Annotated in this window: 13 protein-coding genes; 11 read left to right on the forward strand and 2 right to left on the reverse strand. The window is 61.5% G+C overall.

The window, feature by feature from the left end:
* The first annotated feature begins 37 nt into the window (after positions 1-37).
* The 5 genes from DXC79_RS07365 (at position 38) to DXC79_RS07385 (ending at position 8,622) form a co-directional block, all read left to right on the forward strand.
* On the forward strand, positions 38-901 hold the full coding sequence (locus DXC79_RS07365; RefSeq protein WP_233503057.1) for an HAD-IIB family hydrolase: 864 nt from the start codon (positions 38-40) through the stop codon (positions 899-901).
* A gap of 121 nt (positions 902-1,022) precedes the next feature.
* Complete coding sequence (locus tag DXC79_RS07370) at positions 1,023-1,733, forward strand: TetR/AcrR family transcriptional regulator (RefSeq protein WP_040358972.1); 711 nt, start codon at positions 1,023-1,025, stop codon at positions 1,731-1,733.
* Positions 1,734-1,745: 12 nt separating this feature from the next.
* Positions 1,746-6,527, forward strand: coding sequence for a 2-hydroxyacyl-CoA dehydratase (locus DXC79_RS07375; RefSeq protein ID WP_233503058.1), 4,782 nt, complete (start codon positions 1,746-1,748; stop codon positions 6,525-6,527).
* A 415-nt stretch (positions 6,528-6,942) separates the two neighbouring features.
* Positions 6,943-7,902 carry a 3-hydroxyacyl-CoA dehydrogenase gene (locus DXC79_RS07380; protein ID WP_117635699.1) on the forward strand — a complete coding sequence of 320 codons (960 nt, stop codon included), beginning with the start codon at positions 6,943-6,945 and terminating at the stop codon, positions 7,900-7,902.
* A gap of 270 nt (positions 7,903-8,172) precedes the next feature.
* Positions 8,173-8,622 (forward strand): hypothetical protein, encoded by a 450-nt coding sequence (locus tag DXC79_RS07385; RefSeq protein ID WP_147326482.1) that lies wholly within the window; start codon positions 8,173-8,175, stop codon positions 8,620-8,622.
* Positions 8,623-8,747: 125 nt separating this feature from the next.
* Here the strand turns inward: DXC79_RS07385 and DXC79_RS07390 are convergent, their stop codons facing one another.
* Together DXC79_RS07390 and DXC79_RS07395 are read right to left on the reverse strand one after the other, a co-directional pair.
* A complete protein-coding gene (locus tag DXC79_RS07390) occupies positions 8,748-9,887 on the reverse strand; it encodes a DUF389 domain-containing protein (protein ID WP_117635701.1) in 1,140 nt (379 codons plus the stop codon).
* 215 nt (positions 9,888-10,102) lie between these two features.
* Positions 10,103-11,806, reverse strand: coding sequence for an OPT/YSL family transporter (locus tag DXC79_RS07395; RefSeq protein WP_117635702.1), 1,704 nt, complete (start codon positions 11,804-11,806; stop codon positions 10,103-10,105).
* 289 nt (positions 11,807-12,095) lie between these two features.
* Here DXC79_RS07395 and DXC79_RS07400 point away from each other — a divergent pair, with 289 nt between their 5' ends.
* From DXC79_RS07400 to DXC79_RS07425, 6 genes are all read left to right on the forward strand, one after another.
* Positions 12,096-12,947: a type III pantothenate kinase gene (locus tag DXC79_RS07400; protein WP_117635703.1), complete on the forward strand. Its 852-nt coding sequence runs from the start codon at positions 12,096-12,098 to the stop codon at positions 12,945-12,947.
* Positions 12,948-13,029: 82 nt separating this feature from the next.
* Positions 13,030-13,554: a dCMP deaminase family protein gene (locus DXC79_RS07405; RefSeq protein WP_117584124.1), complete on the forward strand. Its 525-nt coding sequence runs from the start codon at positions 13,030-13,032 to the stop codon at positions 13,552-13,554.
* A gap of 170 nt (positions 13,555-13,724) precedes the next feature.
* Positions 13,725-14,003, forward strand: a complete 279-nt coding sequence (locus DXC79_RS07410) for a NifU family protein (protein WP_035137589.1) — start codon at positions 13,725-13,727, stop codon at positions 14,001-14,003.
* A gap of 108 nt (positions 14,004-14,111) precedes the next feature.
* Positions 14,112-14,933 carry a prolipoprotein diacylglyceryl transferase gene (gene lgt, locus DXC79_RS07415; protein ID WP_117635704.1) on the forward strand — a complete coding sequence of 274 codons (822 nt, stop codon included), beginning with the start codon at positions 14,112-14,114 and terminating at the stop codon, positions 14,931-14,933.
* Positions 14,934-15,068: 135 nt separating this feature from the next.
* Positions 15,069-17,252 (forward strand): DUF6020 family protein, encoded by a 2,184-nt coding sequence (locus tag DXC79_RS07420; RefSeq protein ID WP_233503059.1) that lies wholly within the window; start codon positions 15,069-15,071, stop codon positions 17,250-17,252.
* Positions 17,253-17,418: 166 nt separating this feature from the next.
* Complete coding sequence (locus DXC79_RS07425; protein WP_117584122.1) at positions 17,419-18,225, forward strand: YebC/PmpR family DNA-binding transcriptional regulator; 807 nt, start codon at positions 17,419-17,421, stop codon at positions 18,223-18,225.
* The last annotated feature ends 58 nt before the right edge of the window (positions 18,226-18,283 follow it).

Raw genomic sequence — 18,283 nt, forward strand, 5'->3', positions numbered from 1 at the left:
TCCTTCGTCTACAATATCGGGCAGACGAAGGAGAGGCATGTCCATGATCAAGATGTTCGCGAGTGACTTAGACGGAACGCTGCTGAACGCCCTGCATGAGGCGGATGGGACCATCCGCCGTGCCATTCGCGAGCTGACCGAGGCTGGCCTGCATGTGGTTCCCGCGACCGGGCGCTCGACGTTGCCAATCGGCGAGCATGGCTTTACGGGCCTGGCGCTTGACGCCTGCTGCTCCAACGGGTCCATCGTGCGCGACAGCCACGGCGAGGTGCTCAAGACTTGGACCATCGATCCGCAGGTCACTGAGGAACTGCTCAAGGCGTTCCCGGACATTTGCTTTGATTGTTCCACGCCCGATGGCATGTTCTCGAGCGGATCGTTCGAGATGCATCAGGCGGGCTTTAAAAAGGACAGCCCTATCAAGCGCATCGTGATGCGCGGCATGCGTGCGCGTGGCGGGTACCACGAGGAACAGTACTTCGACCAGTCGATCGGTGACATCCTGCGCCACGATGTGTGCAAGATCAACTGTCGCGTGACCTCGCCCGAGCTGGAGCGCGACCTTAAGGCGTATCTGGCCGAGCGCTCGGACCGCGTGGTCAACGCGCCGTTCGATCCGGTGATGTTCGAGATCACGGACGCGGCATGCAACAAGGGCGAGAGCGTGGCCTGGCTGGCGGGCTACTACGGTATTGCCGAGGACGAGGTCGCGGTCTACGGCGACGGCGGCAACGATATCGCCATGCTCAAACGCTTCCGCCACAGCTACGCGACCAAAAACGCTAGCGATGCAGCTAAGGCCGCCGCGAGCGTGACCATCGGCAGCTGCATGGTCCATGCCGTCCCCAAACACATGCTCGCCACCATGCGCAAGCAAAACTCCCGCACCGTCATCGAATAATGTGACAAAGGGACTGCCCCCTCGTCACATCCAAAATATTGCCTTTACGTGTTGATGCACACGGTGTGCAATAATACTCGCACTGTGCAATAGCGCACAGGCTGAGTAACAAGGAGGACGCTTGTCCCAGCTCGAGAAATGTGATCGCCGGTCCCTTCGCTCGCAGCGTGCCCTTCGCCAGGCACTTGCTAGCGAGCTTGCCGAAAGCGGCGACCTTTCGCGCATTAATGTCGCGTCGCTCACCGAGCGCGCTGGCCTTACGCGTCGCACGTTCTATTCGCACTACCGCGATATTCCCGACTTTATCAATCAAATCGAGGATGGCTTGCTGGCCGAGATCCGTGAGCGCATTGAGCTCATCACCGCAGCTCAGCTGCCTGATCTCTATCACAACATCGATGAGCTCGAGCCGGCGCCCGGTTCGGTTGAGCTGCTGCGTTATCTTGCGGCCAACCGCGACTTAATCGGTGCGCTGCTGGGTCCGGGCGGCGACCAGGCCTTCATTAAAAGGATTATCGACACCGCGCGTGAGGCTGTGGTGCCGCGTGCGCAGACGGGTATTTTGGGCCTGGCGCTGGGTACGTTCTTTGACTACTACGTCACCTACGTCGTGAGTGCCGAGGTCGGCATGATTCAGCGCTGGTTTGAGCGTGGGCTCACCGAATCGCCCGAGGCCATGGCGCGCATTATGACGGTGCTCGCTTTTGTGCGTCCCGGCGACCTGTATGGCCAACCCATTGATATCAACGTGCCGGAATACGGCATGAAGCTATTGAACTTGCAGCTCGAGGACGCGGCCGACACCGCCGCAACCGTCGAGTCCAACAACTAAGAGGAGAGACAGATGAGCAAACTCGTCGAGGGCATCAAGGATCGTATGGTTGCTGCCGCACGCGAGGCCGCGCCCGCCGTGGTGAACGCCGCGCAGAAGGCCGCGACCGCGGCAGCCGAGAAAGTTGTCGAGGCTGTTGCCGATGCCAAGAACGCGGCAGGGGAGACGTCCATCGCTAGCGAGCCCGCCACCGCCGCTGAGCCCGTAGCCGCCGCCCACGCCCCCGAAGGCGCGATCTTCAACCCCGAGGCCGCCCGCGGCAACCTGCACCTGGGCATCGACGTAGGCTCCACCACCGTTAAGCTCGCCGTGCTCAACGACGACAACCAGATCGTCTACGCCAAGTACCAGCGTCACCACACCGACGTCCGTGCCTGCGCCCGCGACCTGTTCGAGGGCGCTGCGACCGTGCTGCCGACGGCCCAGATGACCTGCGCCATTACCGGCTCGGGCGGCCTGCTGCTGTCCCAGTGGCTCGACCTGGAGTTTGTCCAGGAGGTCATCGCCAGCAAGCGTGCCGTCGAGACCCTCATCCCGGCCACCGATGTCGCCATCGAGCTGGGCGGCGAGGACGCCAAGATCATCTACTTCGACAACGGCATTGAGCAGCGCATGAACGGCACCTGCGCCGGCGGTACGGGCGCGTTCATCGACCAGATGGCAACCCTGCTGCACACCGACGCGAGCGGCCTCAACGAGCTCGCGGCCAACGCGACCACCATCTATCCCATCGCCAGTCGCTGCGGCGTATTTGCCAAGACCGACGTGCAACCGCTGCTCAACGAGGGTGCCCGTCCCGAGGATGTGGCCGCCTCCATCTTCCAGGCCGTCGTGACCCAGACCATCTCGGGTCTGGCGTGCGGTCGCCCCATCCGCGGCAACGTCGCCTTCCTTGGCGGCCCGCTGCAGTACCTCTCCGAGCTGCGCCACCGCTTCTACCTCACGCTCAACCTGGACGAGGAGCACCGCATTGTGCCCCAAAACGCCCACCTGTTTGTGGCAAGCGGCGCCGCCATGGCGCACGAGTCCAACAAGCTCAGCACGTTCCCGCAGCTCATTGAGGCCATCGATGCCCTGGGTGACACACAGGGTGCCGAGGTCGAGCGCCTGGACCCGCTCTTTGCCACCGACGAGGACTTTGCCGAGTTCAAGACCCGCCACGACACCGAGGTCGTCCCCAAGGGCAAGCTCGACGGCTACACCGGCCGTGTGTTCATCGGCATCGACGCCGGTTCCACCACCATGAAGGCCGCGCTCGTGGGCGAGGACGGCCAGCTGCTGCACACCTGGTACGGCAACAACAACGGCGACATCCTGGGCACGGCCAAGGTCATCATGGCCGATTTCTACAACCACATCCCTGCGGGCTGCACCATCGGCCACGTGACCACCACGGGCTACGGCGAGGCGCTGCTCATCGAGGCCCTCAAGGCCGATTCCGGCGAGATCGAGACCGTCGCGCACCTGCGCGGCGCCAAGGCTTTCCTGCCCGGCGTCGAGTTCATCCTGGACATCGGCGGCCAGGACATGAAGTGTCTGCGCGTCAAGGACGGCGTCATCGAGCACATCATGCTCAACGAGGCCTGCTCGTCGGGCTGCGGCAGCTTTATCGAGAGTTTCGCCGTGTCTATGAACATGGACGTGCGCGCGTTTGCCGATGCCGCCATTCATGCCAAGGCCCCCGTCGACCTGGGCAGCCGCTGCACGGTCTTTATGAACTCGCGCGTCAAGCAGGCGCAAAAGGAAGGCGCCACGGTGGGCGACATCGCGGCCGGCCTGTCTTATTCCGTCATCAAGAATGCCCTGTTCAAGGTCATTAAGCTGCGCGACCCCAAGGAGATCGGCAGTCAGGTGATCGTCCAAGGCGGCACCTTTATGTCCGACGCCACGCTGCGTGCGTTTGAGCAGCTCACCGGTGTTCACGCCGTGCGCCCCGACATCGCCGGCTGTATGGGCGCCTACGGTGCGGCCCTGCTCGCCCGCGATCGCGCCGGCGCCGACGGCATCTCGACCATCCTTTCGGCCGAGGACATCGCGCACCTCACCGTGACGCAAAAGCACGTCCGCTGCGGCCGTTGCTCCAACAACTGCCAGCTTACCGTCAACGATTTTGGCGGCGGCAGGCGCTTTATCACCGGCAATCGCTGCGAGAAGGGTGCCGGCCACAAAAAGCAAAAGACCGAGGCCCCCAACCTCTTCAAAAAGAAAAACGAGCTGCTGTTTAACCGCGAGGTGCTGAGCCCCGACGAGGCCCCGCGCGGCACCGTCGGCATTCCCCGCGCCCTCAACATGTATGAGAACTACCCCTTCTGGCACGCGTTCTTTACTCGTCTGGGCTTTAGCGTGCAGCTGTCCGACCAGTCGAGCAAAAAGACCTATCAGGCGGGCATCGAGTCCATGCCGTCCGAGAGCGTGTGCTATCCGGCCAAGATGAGCCACGGCCACGTGATGAACCTTATCGACCGTGACGTCGACTTTATCTGGATGCCGTGCGTGCGCTGGGAGCGTAAAGAGGACCCGACGGCCGGTAACTGCTACAACTGCCCCATCGTCATGAGCTATCCCACGGCGTTGGCACTCAACATCGACGAGATCCGCGAGCAGAACATCGAGTTCCTGTACCCGTTTGTGCCCTATCATGACAAGACCGAGCTCAAGCGCCGTCTGTACCAGGTGCTCGCCGTCGACCGTGTGGCCGATGCGCAAGCCGGTCGCGGTCGCGTGCGTGGGCCCAAGATCACGCGCTCCGAGGTCGATGCCGCTGTCAACGCTGCCTTTGAGGCCGATGCGCGTTTCCACGAGGACATCCAGACCATGGGCGAGGAGGCTCTTAAGTGGGTCGAGGACCACGGCGGTCACGGCATCGTGCTCGCCGGTCGTCCCTACCATAACGACCCCGAGATCAACCACGCCCTGCCCGAGCTTATCTCGAGCTTTGGCTTTGCGGTCTTTACCGAGGATTCGCTCGCGCATCTGGTAAAGCCCGAGCGTCCGATTCGCGTCGTCGACCAGTGGATGTACCACAGTCGCCTGTACGCCGTGGCCCGTTTTGTGACGATGCGCAACGACCTGGACCTGATCCAGCTCAATTCCTTCGGCTGCGGCCTCGATGCCCTGACCACCGATCAGGTACAGGAAATCCTGGAGGCCAGCGGCAAGATCTATACCGTGCTTAAGATCGACGAGGTGTCCAACCTGGGCGCCGCGCGCATTCGCATCCGCTCGCTCATGGCGGCACTCAAGGACCAGGAGGCCGAGCGCTTGGCCGAGGCCACGGCTGCGGGCGAGGTCTTTGAGCAGGGCGACGCTGCGCCGGTGGCGCCCTCCACGGATGCCCCCGCGTTCGCGAGCCGCAAGTACGCGTTCGAGGCACAGCGTGAGAGCGCCTCGACCGCATGGCCCAAGGTGCCCTTTACCGAGCAGATGCGCGACGAGGGCTATACCATCCTGTGCCCGCAGATGGCGCCGATCCACTTTGACCTGGTCAAAGAGGTGTTCCGCGGTGCCGGCTACAACTTGGAGCTGCTGCCCTCGACCGACCACGATGCCGTCGAGGCTGGCCTGCGCTATGTGAACAATGACATTTGCTACCCGTCGATTCTGGTGACGGGCCAGATTATGGAGGCCATCGAGAGCGGTCGGTACGACCTGTCCAAGACCGCCGTGGTCATCAGCCAGACCGGCGGCGGCTGCCGTGCCACCAACTACATCGCGCTCATCCGCAAGGCCCTGCGCGAGAGCGGCCACCCCGAGATCCCCGTGATCTCGCTTTCGGCCGTGGCGCTGGGCGAGGACAACCCCGGCTTTAAGCTGACGCCGGCGCTGCTTAAGCAGGCAGTCTACGCGGTGCTCTTTGGTGACGTGATGATGCAGATGCTCTACCGCTGCCGCCCGTACGAGGCCACGCCCGGTGCCGCCAACGCGCTCTACGAGGAGTACATGGCGCGTGCCCGCAAGCTGGCGCCCAAGTTTAACCGCCACAACTACACCAAGCTGTGCCGCGAGGCCATCCGCGCGTTCGACACCATGCCGCTCGTGGGCGAGGGCACCAAGCCGCGCGTGGGCGTGGTCGGTGAGATCTTGGTCAAGTTCCATCCCACGGCTAACAACCACGTGGTCGATGTCATTGAGCGCGAGGGCTGCGAGGCCGTGGTGCCGGGCCTGCTCGACTTCTTCCTCTACTCCATGAGCAACGCCGAGCTGCAGAAAGACGAGCTGGGAAGCTCTGCTACTACACGCGCGGGCATGCAAGCGCTCATCAAGCTTGTGGACTGGATGCGCACGCCGGTGGAGGAGATGCTCGAGAAGTCCCGCCGCTTCGAGGCGCCCGAGCGCATCGGCACCATGGCCGACAAGGCCCGTACGGTACTTTCGGTGTGCAACAACATGGGCGAGGGCTGGCTGCTCACGGCCGAGATGCTCGACCTGATCGACCATGGTGCGCCCAACATCATCTGCACGCAGCCCTTTGCGTGCCTGCCCAACCACGTGGTGGGCAAGGCCGTGATCAAGGAGCTGCGCCGCCAGCATCCTGAGAGCAACATTGTCGCGGTGGACTACGACCCCGGTGCGTCCGAGGTCAACCAGCTCAACCGCATTAAGCTCATGATCAGCGTGGCCAAGGAAAACATGCGCGCCGGCAAGGGCTTTAAGCTCGAGAAGGTGGCGCCGCTCGCGATGGACGAGGTCACCGGTCAGATGCGTGCCCATGACGGCTGCGTGAGCTGCGGGCCGGCCAGCGAGGAGGCCGTCACATCGGTCGCCAAGCGTCTGGGACGCGGCATTAAGAAGTAGCTTGCCCGCTATGGGCTAGATATGAGACAAACGGGTGGCAGCCGTGCCGGCTACCACCCGTTTTTGCTGGACATATGTTGCGTAAACGCCCCAACTATCACCCTTTGCGAACTTAGATTTCGGAAGTATGCGGCAAAATCTGAATAGGCCGAGCACACCGGATATGTCAAAGCTGTGTACCTGCGGTTTTATTGGCGAAAATCAGGACGTGCTCAAGAGTTTCGGAATTTGCCGCATACTTCCGAAAACGACGTCTCGGTGGCACCAAAAACTGCCCTCGGAACCCTGAGATAATGAACATATGTAGCCGTTTGCCGCGAAATACCGCCCGTTTATAGAACCCACCCCCAACGCGCGTCATCCTTACGGTTGAATAAATACACATCAATGGAATTACGTAAGAGAGGACCGTCCCATGAGCTACAAGACCGTTTGTGTTGCCGGCGGCGGCGTGTTGGGAAGCCAGATTGCCTTTCAGGCTGCCTACTGCGGCTTTGATGTAACGATTTGGCTGCGCAACGAGGGCAGCATCGGCCGCACCCAGCCCAAGATCGATCACGTGCGCAAGGAGTACATCGCGGCAATCGAGGGCATGGAGGACGGTACGGGCGAGTGGTGCGCCGGTATCGCCGATGGCACCCAGCCCTTCGACAAGGAAGCGGCGCTCGCCGCCGTCGAGCGTGCCTACTCCACACTCAAGCTGGAGCTCGATCTTGCCAAGGCCGTGGCCGACGCCGACCTGGTCATCGAGTCTATGGCCGAGGACACCCAGGCAAAGATCGACTTCTACAAGAAGCTCGCCCCGGTTCTGCCGCAAAAGACCGTCATCGTGACCAACTCATCCACGCTGCTGCCGAGCACCTTTGCCAAGTACACCGGCCGTCCCGAGAAGTACCTGTCGCTGCACTTTGCCAACTCTATCTGGAAGAACAACATGACCGAGGTCATGGCACAGGACCAAACCGACAAGCGCTACTTCGACGAGCTCGTCGACTTTGCCAACGACATCCGCATGCTTGCCCTGCCCGTCAACAAGGAAAAGAACGGCTACCTGCTCAATTCCATGTTGGTGCCGTGGCTGCTTTCGGGCCTTGACCTGTATGTCTCGGGTGTGAGTGACCCCAAGAGCGTCGACCTCGCGTGGACGCGCGGCACCGGCGCTCCCAAGGGGCCGTTCCGCGTGTTCGACACCGTGGGCATCCAGACGGCGTACAACATCGTCATGCAGTACCAAAAGGTCCCGGGCTTGGTGAGCCCGCTGCTCAAAAAGATGATGATGCCCTACAACTTTAAGGCCATGGCCTCCGTCCTCAAGAAAATGCTCGACGAAGGTAAGCTGGGCGAAAGCTCGGGCGAGGGCTTCTTTACGTACTAAAAATGATCTCTTGGGGGTGGAAGCGTTGGGGATCTACGGTAGTATGCGACAAGATCTGAATAGGTCGAGCAAGAGCTGTAGTGCGCGTTGACGTTTGGCCAATGGAGCGCAAAAACGCACCGTTCGCCGATACGCCTCTCGCGAGTGGTTGCCATATGGTTTGATGTTGGAAACATATGATTGCCGGCAGGCCGTAGGTGGCGTTTGCGCTGATATCGGAGGTTCCAAGTATGTTTCGTGCTCCGCTAAACAAGTACCGGGCTGGCTAACATGAGCCGCCGTTTTGTCTCGATAACCCTTGCGGTGGTTTGCCTGGCTGTGCTCCTGGGCGTTGCAGGGCAGTTTGCTATAAATCGAGAAACATCCTATATGCAGGAATGCGTTTCCGAAGGCTTTGCCATTGATGGTTACTATCGGGATGACAAAACAAGTCTGGAAACTCTGGCCTTTCTTGAGGAGGATAACCATCGGTGGCAACTGGTCGGCAAGGGCGGCAACTGCGTTGATGGACAGTTCGAGCGTATGGACGACCCCAACATTCTGGTGTTAAAGAATGAAAACGGCGAAGAATTCGGTACGGTCCACGTGGCGTATATTTCGCGCCGACGCGATCAGGGCTTGCTCTACCTATTTAGAGATACCAGGGTGACCCGTTTTTATCTGGTGAGTACCGGTCCGGCGTTTACAGTGGAGTCTGGCGATGTCGATGCGGACAGCTGATTCACGGCAATAAATCAGCGAGCGGAGCGCGGCCATGGACCGCGTCCCGCTATTTGCTCGTGGCCCGCGTCACGTCTGCGCCATGTCGTGACTCGCGGCTGCGCGCATCCATCCCACGTCGCGTATTACTGCACATCAAACTCCACGCGATCGAGCTCGGGCACATTGAGGTCGATGAGCTTGCGGGCTACACGGCGGTCGTGTGCCCCAAGCGCCTCGCTTGTCGTCACATGGGCGACAACCTCGCGCTCGACGATACCCTCCTCCTCGCCTTCGGTGGCCGAGGTCTCGACGGCAACGGTGTAATCCTTAAAGCCCGGCAGCACCGCGGCAAGCTCGCGCGTGGTTTCGGTGACGCCATAGCCGTCCTGCACGCCGGCCTGCGCCGAGCCAATGGATCCCGCGGTCATAACGATGCAGGGGATGGCAAAGATCACCGTGCCCACGATGATGCGGCGGCGCACCTTGTGTGACAGCTCATCGACCTCGGCATTTTCCTCGGCGGTCACAATGCCGTCGCCGTTGAGGTCGCGCTTGAGCGGCACGCGCAAAAGAAGCAGCACGGCTTCGGCAGCCAGTGCGATAAAGACCACGTTGATGCCAAACTCGTAGAGGGCCGAGAGAAACAGCGACCCGCTTGCGATGGCGATGCCATAGCCCGCCGCGCACAGGGGCGGCATGAGCGCGGTCGCCACGGCCACGCCGGCGATGAGCGTGGCGGGTTCCTGGTCGCGCGAGTTGCCCAGTCCGCCCGCAAAGCCGCCCGCGAGCGCGACGGCAAGGTCCCACACAGTCGGTGTCGAGTTGTCGATGATGGCGGCCGTGGTGGTGCCAAGGGGCGAGAGCTTAAAGTACAGCGTGGACGTGATTAGACAAAAGACCATCTGCAGCGCGAGGCCGGCAATTGCCTCGACGGCAATCTCGCGGTCGAGCGTGGCGATGCCGTATGCCATGGCAAGGACCGAGCCCATGAGCGGACAGATGAGCATGGCGCCCACGATGGCAATGTCCGAGTCGATATCGAGGCCGATGCTCGCGATCAACATGGCAATGATCAGGATGCATAAGTGCGAGCCAGTCAGGCGCGCCCCGTTTACAAAGCGCTTGCGAATCACGTGATAGGGCGCGCGTCCCTCGCGTATGTTGAACGCCTGCTTAAGGAAACGGGTGGCATTCTCCATGGCCTCGCTGTGTGCAGGGCGTATACCGTGACGACGATGATGACGCTCGCGCAGCCGCTTGATCTGTTGTTTGTCGAGTTCCATGCTTACCTCGTTTAGCTTCTGAGCCGCTTCTTGCGTCTGTCGTCTTTACTCTACACCGCGTTAGGCGAGGTGTCAGACAAGGTTTGTTGACCTGGAAGTCAGGACAATCGACATGGCTAAAACGCCGTGAGGATCATAAGAGTCAAATAGACAAAAAAGCGCGGGGCCGGTTTGATTCCGACCCCGCGCTCTGCGCTGGTGCGTTGTTGTTCGGCCTACCCCAGCAGGCTCAGACCAACAGAGACAAACGCCAGGATAACGCCGACGATGGACTCGCCGCCGAGCAGGCCGCTGGCGACGACCAGGCCCTGCTCCTGGAAGGCGGCATCCTTGGAGGCCTTCTCCTCGTCCGAAAGACCGGCAGCGGCGTCGCGGCGTGCGGCCCACTTGTCGTAGGCGAGCTTGACGCAGGAGCCCAAGAAAGCCGTGAGCGACATATAGAACGGTAGGTACACGCCCAGGCCGATCATCATGGCCGGAATGCCGAGCCAGTACATGACGATGCCGGCGATAAAGCCGCCTGCGAACCACGGCACGCTCGGGATGCCCGAGACCATGGTGGCGACCACACTTGCCTGCGCGGCCACAAAGCTCTTGTCGGGGCCGAAAGCATCCGGACCATAGGCGGTGACGAGCGCGACCATGACGGCAGCGGCGACCAGGGCGCCCACGATGCCGCCGATGGCCTGGCCGATCCACTGCGCACGCGGGTCGGTGCCCAGCACGGCGCCGGCCTTAAAGTCGTTCATGACGTCGCCCGCAAGGCCGCATGCCACGGCCACGATGCCGGCGATAAAGAACAGCTTGACCTGGGCGATCTGTGCGAAGGCAGCCACGATGAGCATGACGATGAGGCCGAAGATCTCCATGGGGTCGATGCCCGTCTGGCCGCAGCTCTGCGCGCTCATGATAGTGGTGACAAAGGTGAACAGCGTGACGATGACGGCCGGGACGGGGCCAAGGTCGAGCGCGATGGCGACGATCACGGCTATGGCGGCAGTACCCAGGCCGATGATGCCGGCGTCGAGCTTAAGCGAGCCCGAGATGAGCGACTGCTCGTCGGTGTCGCTGGAGCTGTCGGCGGCGAGGCCGCGGGCGATGCCGGCGACCTGCGGCAGGATGTCCTTGAGGACGACGGCGACGCCAAAGCCCATCATGAGGCCCATGCCGAGCGATTTGACGATGCCCTGCGCAGTCACAACGTCGAATAGACCCGCAGCGGTGCCGCCCACGATGATGCCAAAGTTACCTAGCAGCGCGCCGGCAAACCAGAAGGCAACCGGGGCGAAGCCAACCAAAAAGCCGATGGAGAGCAGCATGGGCGAGTTATAGATGGCAAAGGTCACGCCGGGGATATTGAGCGTGCACAGCATGCTGGGCACCACGCCCAGAGCGTCGCGAAGCACGCTGTAGATGCCTGCGATGGCCATGGAGCCAAAGAGCTGCTTGCCGGTCTTGCCGCCGGCCTCGGTGGCGCGCAGTGTCTGAGCTGCGGCATTGCCGGTGGGAAACTCCAGCGCGGCGTCCACGATGAAGTGGCGGTGGATGAGCGCCGTTGCCAGCAGGCCCAAGATGGTGCCGGCGAGTGCCACGATAAACATGTCGAGCCAGCTGATCTGGTCGGCATAGCCCAGCATCCAGGCGCCCGGGATGGTAAACGCCAGGCCGCCGGCGACCATGGCGCCCGCGGACATGATGGTGTGGGTGACGTTGGCCTCGTTGAGGCTGGCGTTGCCCATGAGCTTCAGGAAGAACAGCGAGATGACGGCAGCGAAAATAATCGGCCAGGGGAGTGCACCCATCTTGAGGGCCGTGTAGGCCGAGCTTGCCGTGATGATCACGCAGCCAAGGACGCCGATGACGACGCCGCGCAGCGTGAGTTGCCCGCGCATCGAAGCGCGGTTCGAGGGATTGCTCATATAAAACTCCTTTGCGTATATCCGCTTCCCCCGGGAGCGCCGTTACGGATACGGCGCGGGAAGTCGGGTTACCAAGGGCCGCCGCGTGAGCTCGCAAACGACCGCGCACCAGTATAGCGGCACGGCAGCTAATTTGGGACTGGGCTTTTTTAGCTATCCCAAGCGAAGCCGAAGGATGATTATTCTGGGACGGGGATTTAAAAATCATCAGGTACGCAATGATTTTTAAATCCCCGTCCCAGAATAATCATCGGGATATACTGCTGGGCAGACGAAAGGAGCGCCGACGATGCTTAATGGGTGCGCATATATATTGACGGTCGACGTGGGCAACACGTTCATTCGCTTTGGCCTGTTTGCAGAGGATTCGGCCGCGGCGCAGGAATGTCCGCTTGCGACATGCGAGATCACGACGCCGTCGAGCATTACGGCCGACGAAGCGCGCATGCGACTTGTGCAGGTCATGGGCGCGCTCGCCGCCGATGCAGGTGTGCCCGGGGTGCTTGCACCCGCCGCGGCCGTGCTGAGCTGTGTAGTCCCGGCGCTCGAGCGCCCGTGGAAGGCGGCACTTTCCCGCACCTGCACGGGGCGCGTGCTCACCGTGGGGCCGGGACTTAAGACCGGCATACCCGTGCACTACGACGATCCGGCCGAGATCGGCCCCGACCGCATCGCCGATGCCGTGGCGGCCCGCGCCGTCTACGGCTCGCCGTGCATCGTGATTGACCTGGGCACGACGACCAATATCGAGGTCATCGACGTGCACGGTACCTTTGTGGGCGGCGTTATCGCGCCAGGCCTGGCCCTCGGCGCCCGTTCGCTTTCGGCGGCAGCAGCGCGCCTACCCCAGGTTGAGCCCTCGGCGCCAACGCACGTCATCGGACGCAACACGCGTGAGGCCATGCGCTCGGGTGTGGTTTTGGGCGAGGTAGCCCGCATCGACGGAATGCTCGACATGGTGCTTGCCGAGATGCGCGCGACCAAGGCCGCGGGGGAGGGCGATGTGCCCATCGTCATTACCGGCGACGATGCCGAGGCACTTGCGGCGCTGGTCGGCCATAGCCTGACGGTAGACGACGCGCTGACGTTGCGGGGTCTCGCCGAGCTCTACCGCATCAACCAAAAGCCCCGCCGCGCGTAGGGCGAGGGGCTGGTGGGATAAGCGCCCCTACCTTTCACCTGCTACAATGGGCCAAACTATTGCGATTGCGGAGGTGTCTGCCATGTCGGACGATCTTCATCAAACCGCGTCGGGCAAGCGCCGCGACGTTATTAGCTGGGACGAGTTCTTTATGAGCGTGGCCATCGCCGCGCAGCGCCGCAGCAAGGACCCCAACACGCAGGTGGGAGCGTGCATCGCCAGCACCAACCACCGCATCCTTTCGGTGGGTTACAACGGCACGCCCTCGGCGCTCAACGACGACTTTTTCCCGTGGGGTACGAGCGATGACCCGCTGCAGGACAAGCACAACTACGTGGTCCATGCCGAGGCCAACGCCGTGCTCAACTACCGTGGCTCGCTCAAGGACCTCGAGGGTTCCACGGTTTACGTCACGCTGTTCCCGTGCCATGACTGCGCCAAGATCCTGGCGCAGGTGGGCGTGGGCGAGGTCGTCTACCTGGACAATAAGTATGCCGACACCGATGACGGCCGTATCAGCCGCCGCATTCTCGACTCCTGCGGCATCAGCTACCGCCAGGTCATCGTCGATGTCCAGATTGGTACCGGGGGACAGGCTCGGCAGTAGCGCGTGCCAACGCCAGCTGGCGGCAAAACAGCCAAAAGAGCCCCGTCCCAAATTGACTGCTCGTGAAAGTCGTGTCCGCACGCATGGCTGGCGCCTAAGCGGGTACATGGCTGTAGTAACATAGCCCCTGTCCGCGGGCGTGCCCGCGTTATTGTGAGAAAGGAGCCCCTGTGGCTGTTAACGAAGAGCTGCTTAAGAAGGTTCTTGAAGAGATTCGCCCCAACCTGCAGGCCGATGGCGGCGATATGGAGTATGTGGGCGTCGACGACGAGGGTGTTGTCAAGCTGGAGCTGCAGGGCGCCTGCGCCGGCTGCCCCATGAGCTCGCTAACCCTTTCCATGGGTATCGAGCGCATCCTGAAGGAGCATGTGCCCGGCGTTACCCGCGTTGAGCAGGTCAATGCTTCCGGCGAGGCCGAGGACCTGTACGACGAGTACGCGCCGTTCTAAGACGCGAAAGCTGCGGACGGTACGCTCCGCATAGACGTTACGTCCAAATGTGCGGCTGCGAGCGTAAGGCCCGCGGCCGCATTTGTATGTAGGGAGCAGGGGATCGATATGCTCAACGACCTCTACCATATGCTTGATCCCGTCGCGATCTCGGCGGGCCCCATCACTATCTACTGGTACGGCCTGGCCTACGTGGTCGGCGCCCTGCTCACGGCGGTCGTTATGTACCGCACGCAGCGTCGTTGGGGCTTTAGCATTACGATCGATGACCTGACGAGCGTCGTGGTCGGCGCGGTCTTTGGCCTCATCATCGGCGCGCGCCTGTTTTACGTCGTCTTTTACGGCGATGGCTACTATTGGACCCACCCGCTCGAGATCTTTGCCACCAACGAGGGCGGCATGAGCTTCCACGGCGGCCTGGTGGGCGGCATCTTGGGCGGTATCATCGTGTGCCGCATGTATAAGCTTGACGCCTGGACCATCGCCGACCTTGCCGTGATCGGCGCGCCGCTGGCCTTGTGTCTGGGCCGTTGTGCCAACTTTGTCAACGGTGAGCTGTGGGGCAAGCCGACCGATCTGCCCTGGGGTGTGGTCTTTGGCGGGACTGCGGGCGATATGCCGCGTCACCCCTCCCAACTCTACGAGGCATTTCTTGAGGGCATTGTGCTCTTCTGCATCCTGCAGGTGCTCAGCCGCAAAAAGCCGCTGCTGCCCCAGGGCACGTTTATGGGCGTGTTTGTGATGGGTTACGGCATCGTCCGCTTCCTCGTCGAGTTCGTGCGCGTGCCCGATGCCCAGCTGGGTTATCTGCTTGGTGGCGTCATCACCATGGGTCAGCTGCTGAGCCTGCCGCTCGTAATCGCGGGCCTGGCGCTCATCATCTTTGCTCGTCGCCGCAACCAGCCCCAGCGCGTCTACCTGGACGCCTAACCACCACAAAGGGGACAGGCACCTTTGTGGTGGTTCGCTGGGCAACGATGACAGAACCGTAACGTTTCCCCAGATAAAACCTGCCAAAATAAACCTGTCCCTTTTTGGCAGGTTTCTAGAAAGGCTTTTTGGACTGTGAAGGATTCCGACCTCTCCACAACGGCTGCGCGCGACGCCGCCCGCATCGTCTGGTTTAAGCGCTACCCCGCCAAGCAGACGCTCATCGCATTTTTGCTCGCGCTGTTGGCGACCACGGCGTTTTCCATCGATCCCGCCCCGGTGTCGAGCAGCGCAGTCTTGGCGATTGACCCCAAAGCCTCGGGCATGCTGTACGTGTGCTACGAGGTACTCCTCTCGTTTGCCGGCCATACCGACGCGGTCATGCTGCTTGCGCTTGCCTGCCTGCTCACCTTGCCGTTTCGCTACGTGTTCTTTGGCCGTGGCGACACCTGGCGTCCATCGATCATTCTGCCGTCGCTGTTCTTCGCCATCTGCATGGTGTTCGGTCGCAGCTACGATCTCACCGACTCGGCCGAGATTGTCCTTGGCGACAAAGCTCGCATCATCTGCGCCTGGATTGGCGGCGCGGGCTGGATGCTCCTGGCGATCGTTGCCTTCTACCTTGCCTTTGAGTGTCTAGATTGGCTGAGCTCTCGGCGCATTCCGTTTTCGGAGGCGCACTTTGGCCGCGTATGGCGTGTGGCTCACGCCGTGCTCTCGGTCCATCCCTTTGCCGGGCCCTTCCTGGTGCTTATGGTCGCCTGGGCGCCCACGCTCATCGCTTCGCTGCCCGGCCTTTTTATGGGGGACACCGGCGCGCAGATTCGCCAGTGGTTCAACTATCCCAACGGCACGAGCGATTACCTGCGCCTACTCAACCCCAACGTGCTGCTCAACGGACATCACCCCGTGGTGCACACGGCCATTATCGGCTCGTGCGTTCAGCTGGGGCTTTCGCTGTTCAACAGCGCTAACGCGGGCCTCATCATCTATACCTGCGCTCAATTTGTCATCACGGCTGCCTGCATGGCCTATTCCATTTCGTCGCTGCGCAAACTGGGCGTGAGCCTGCCGGTCCGCGGTGCGATCTTGCTGTTCTTTGCGTTTATGCCCATGTTCTCCAACTACGCGGCCCTGCTCACCAAAGACGTGCTCTTTGCCGACGCGTTCTTGGTGCTGCTGGTACAGACCGTCAAGCTCGTGGCATGTGGCTTGCCCCGTCGTGATGCCAATGTCGAGCGAGCGGGCGAGAAAGCCCCCGTGCTCTTTGCGCGCCACGACTGGCTGCTGCTCGCTCTGGGCGCCATGGGTTCCACGTTCCTGCGCAACGGCGGCCTGGTGTTTCCCCTGGCGGCATGCGTAATCGCGGCGGCGTTTTGCGTATGGGACGTGCATGTGGCTCGTCGTGCAGCCAAGCAGGCTGGCGCTGCGCCTTCGGGCGCCATCTCGCGTTTCCGCTGGGTGGGAGTTCTTGCGGTGCTTGCACTCTGTCTTGCCTCTAATATGTACTTCACCAAGGTGTTTATGCCGGCGCACGACATTACGCCCGGCTCCAAGCGCGAAATCCTCTCGATTCCGTTTCAGCAGACCGCTCGTTTCGTCCAAAAGCACGACGGCCTCAACTCGGGCGTCAACCCCACGGTTAAGGAGGACGGCACCATCGTGGAGGCTCCTTGCGACGGCTTGGTGACCGACGAAGAGCGTGCCGTGATCGACCGTGTGCTCAAGTACGAGAATCTGGGCCGCCGCTACAACCCCGACAAGTCGGATGCCGTCAAAAATTGCTTTAACGAATACGCCTCGCAGGAGGACATCGATGCCTATTTTGAGGTATGGGCTCAGATGTTTAAGAAGGATCCCGAGTGCTATATTTCGGCGCTTATCAATAACTACTATGGTTATTTTTATCCGAGCGCGCGCGATGCCTGGGTCTACAGCACGGCGCGCAGTGCCGAGATTATGGCGCGCCCCGATAATCTCAAGTACTTCGACTTCCATCCGGTCGATAGCAAGGTTGTGCGCTGGTGCGACCACCTGATCAACCTGTATCGCGTGGCAGTACAACGCATCCCGTTTATCTCGCTCACCATGAGCTCGGCCACCTATGTGTGGATCATGATCGCCGTGGTGGTCTACCTGCTGCGTCGTCATTCATGGCGTGCGCTGACAATCTGGGTGCCGCTGTTGGGCGTGCTCGCTGTGTGCCTGATTGGCCCGTGCAACGGATCGACCTACATGCGCTACCTGTACCCGGTCATTGCCTGCATGCCCTTCGCCATCGGCGCCACCGTTACCCGCAGCGACTTCCTCTGGTCCTAACTTGGTGCATTGGGGTCAGGTTACTTTGCACCAAAGGGTGGCATCATCACGACGCCTTCATTTTTTTGTTTATCTCACAGGCCAGTAGGTATATCATTTATAGCGTTTGTTTATATTGCCCGAGCATCTGCGCTGGGCTTTAGGTCGAAACCGATAGGAGACACGTATGTCCGGACACTCTAAGTGGGCCACAACCAAGCATCGTAAGGGCGCGCAGGACGCCAAGCGTTCCGCCCTCTTCTCCAAGCTCAGCCGCAACATCACTGTTGCTGCCCGTCTCGGCGGTGACCCGCTGCCCGAGAACAACGCCAGCCTCGCCGCTGCCGTTGCCAAGGCCAAGGCTCAGTCCATGCCTAAGGACAAGATCAAGTCCGCTATCGACAAGGCTTTTGGTTCGGGTGCTGACGCCGCCGTCTACGAGAACATCGTGTACGAGGGCTACGGTCCCGCCGGTGTCGCCGTCTACGTCGACTGCCTGACCGACAACCGCAACCGTACCGCCGCTGATGTCCGTTCCGCCTTCTCCCACGCTGGTGGCAACCTGGGCACCTCCGGCTCCGTCGCCTTTCAGTTTGAGCGCAAGGGCCAGATCGTCGTCGCCAAGGAGATCCTGGATGAGAACGCCAAGAAGGAGACCATGATCGCCAACGGTGCTGCCGGTGACGAGGATGAGTTCATGATGGCTATCGCCGAGGCCGGTGGCGAGGACTACGAGGATGCCGGCGAGGAGTGGATCGTCTGGACTGCTGCCAACGAGGTCATGGCTGTCTCCAAGGCGCTCGAGGAGCAGGGTGTCCAGGTCAAGGGCTCCGAGACCACCATGGTCCCGACCACCCCGACCGAGGTTTCCGGCGCCGACGCCAAGAAGGTCCAGCGCCTCATCGACCGTCTTGAGGAGCTCGACGACGTCCAGGACGTCTACAGCACCATGGACATGACCGACGAGGTCATCGCTGCCCTCGAGGAGGAGTAGCGCCAGCACGGATTGAGCCGTGCATATCTGGGCATAATGAAGCGAGCATGCAAGACTC

This window comes from Collinsella sp. TF08-11AT, assembly GCF_003437035.1.
Classification (GTDB): Bacteria; Actinomycetota; Coriobacteriia; order Coriobacteriales; family Coriobacteriaceae; genus Collinsella.

Coding starts and splice junctions, on each gene's coding strand:
- DXC79_RS07365 (WP_233503057.1), top strand. CDS start 38: ATGTCCATGATCAAGATGTTCGCGAGTGACTTAGACGGAACGCTGCTG.
- DXC79_RS07375 (WP_233503058.1), top strand. CDS start 1,746: ATGAGCAAACTCGTCGAGGGCATCAAGGATCGTATGGTTGCTGCCGCA.
- DXC79_RS07405 (WP_117584124.1), top strand. CDS start 13,030: ATGTCGGACGATCTTCATCAAACCGCGTCGGGCAAGCGCCGCGACGTT.
- DXC79_RS07390 (WP_117635701.1), bottom strand. CDS start 9,887: ATGGAACTCGACAAACAACAGATCAAGCGGCTGCGCGAGCGTCATCAT.
- DXC79_RS07400 (WP_117635703.1), top strand. CDS start 12,096: ATGCTTAATGGGTGCGCATATATATTGACGGTCGACGTGGGCAACACG.
- DXC79_RS07380 (WP_117635699.1), top strand. CDS start 6,943: ATGAGCTACAAGACCGTTTGTGTTGCCGGCGGCGGCGTGTTGGGAAGC.
- DXC79_RS07425 (WP_117584122.1), top strand. CDS start 17,419: ATGTCCGGACACTCTAAGTGGGCCACAACCAAGCATCGTAAGGGCGCG.
- lgt (WP_117635704.1), top strand. CDS start 14,112: ATGCTCAACGACCTCTACCATATGCTTGATCCCGTCGCGATCTCGGCG.
- DXC79_RS07395 (WP_117635702.1), bottom strand. CDS start 11,806: ATGAGCAATCCCTCGAACCGCGCTTCGATGCGCGGGCAACTCACGCTG.
- DXC79_RS07385 (WP_147326482.1), top strand. CDS start 8,173: ATGAGCCGCCGTTTTGTCTCGATAACCCTTGCGGTGGTTTGCCTGGCT.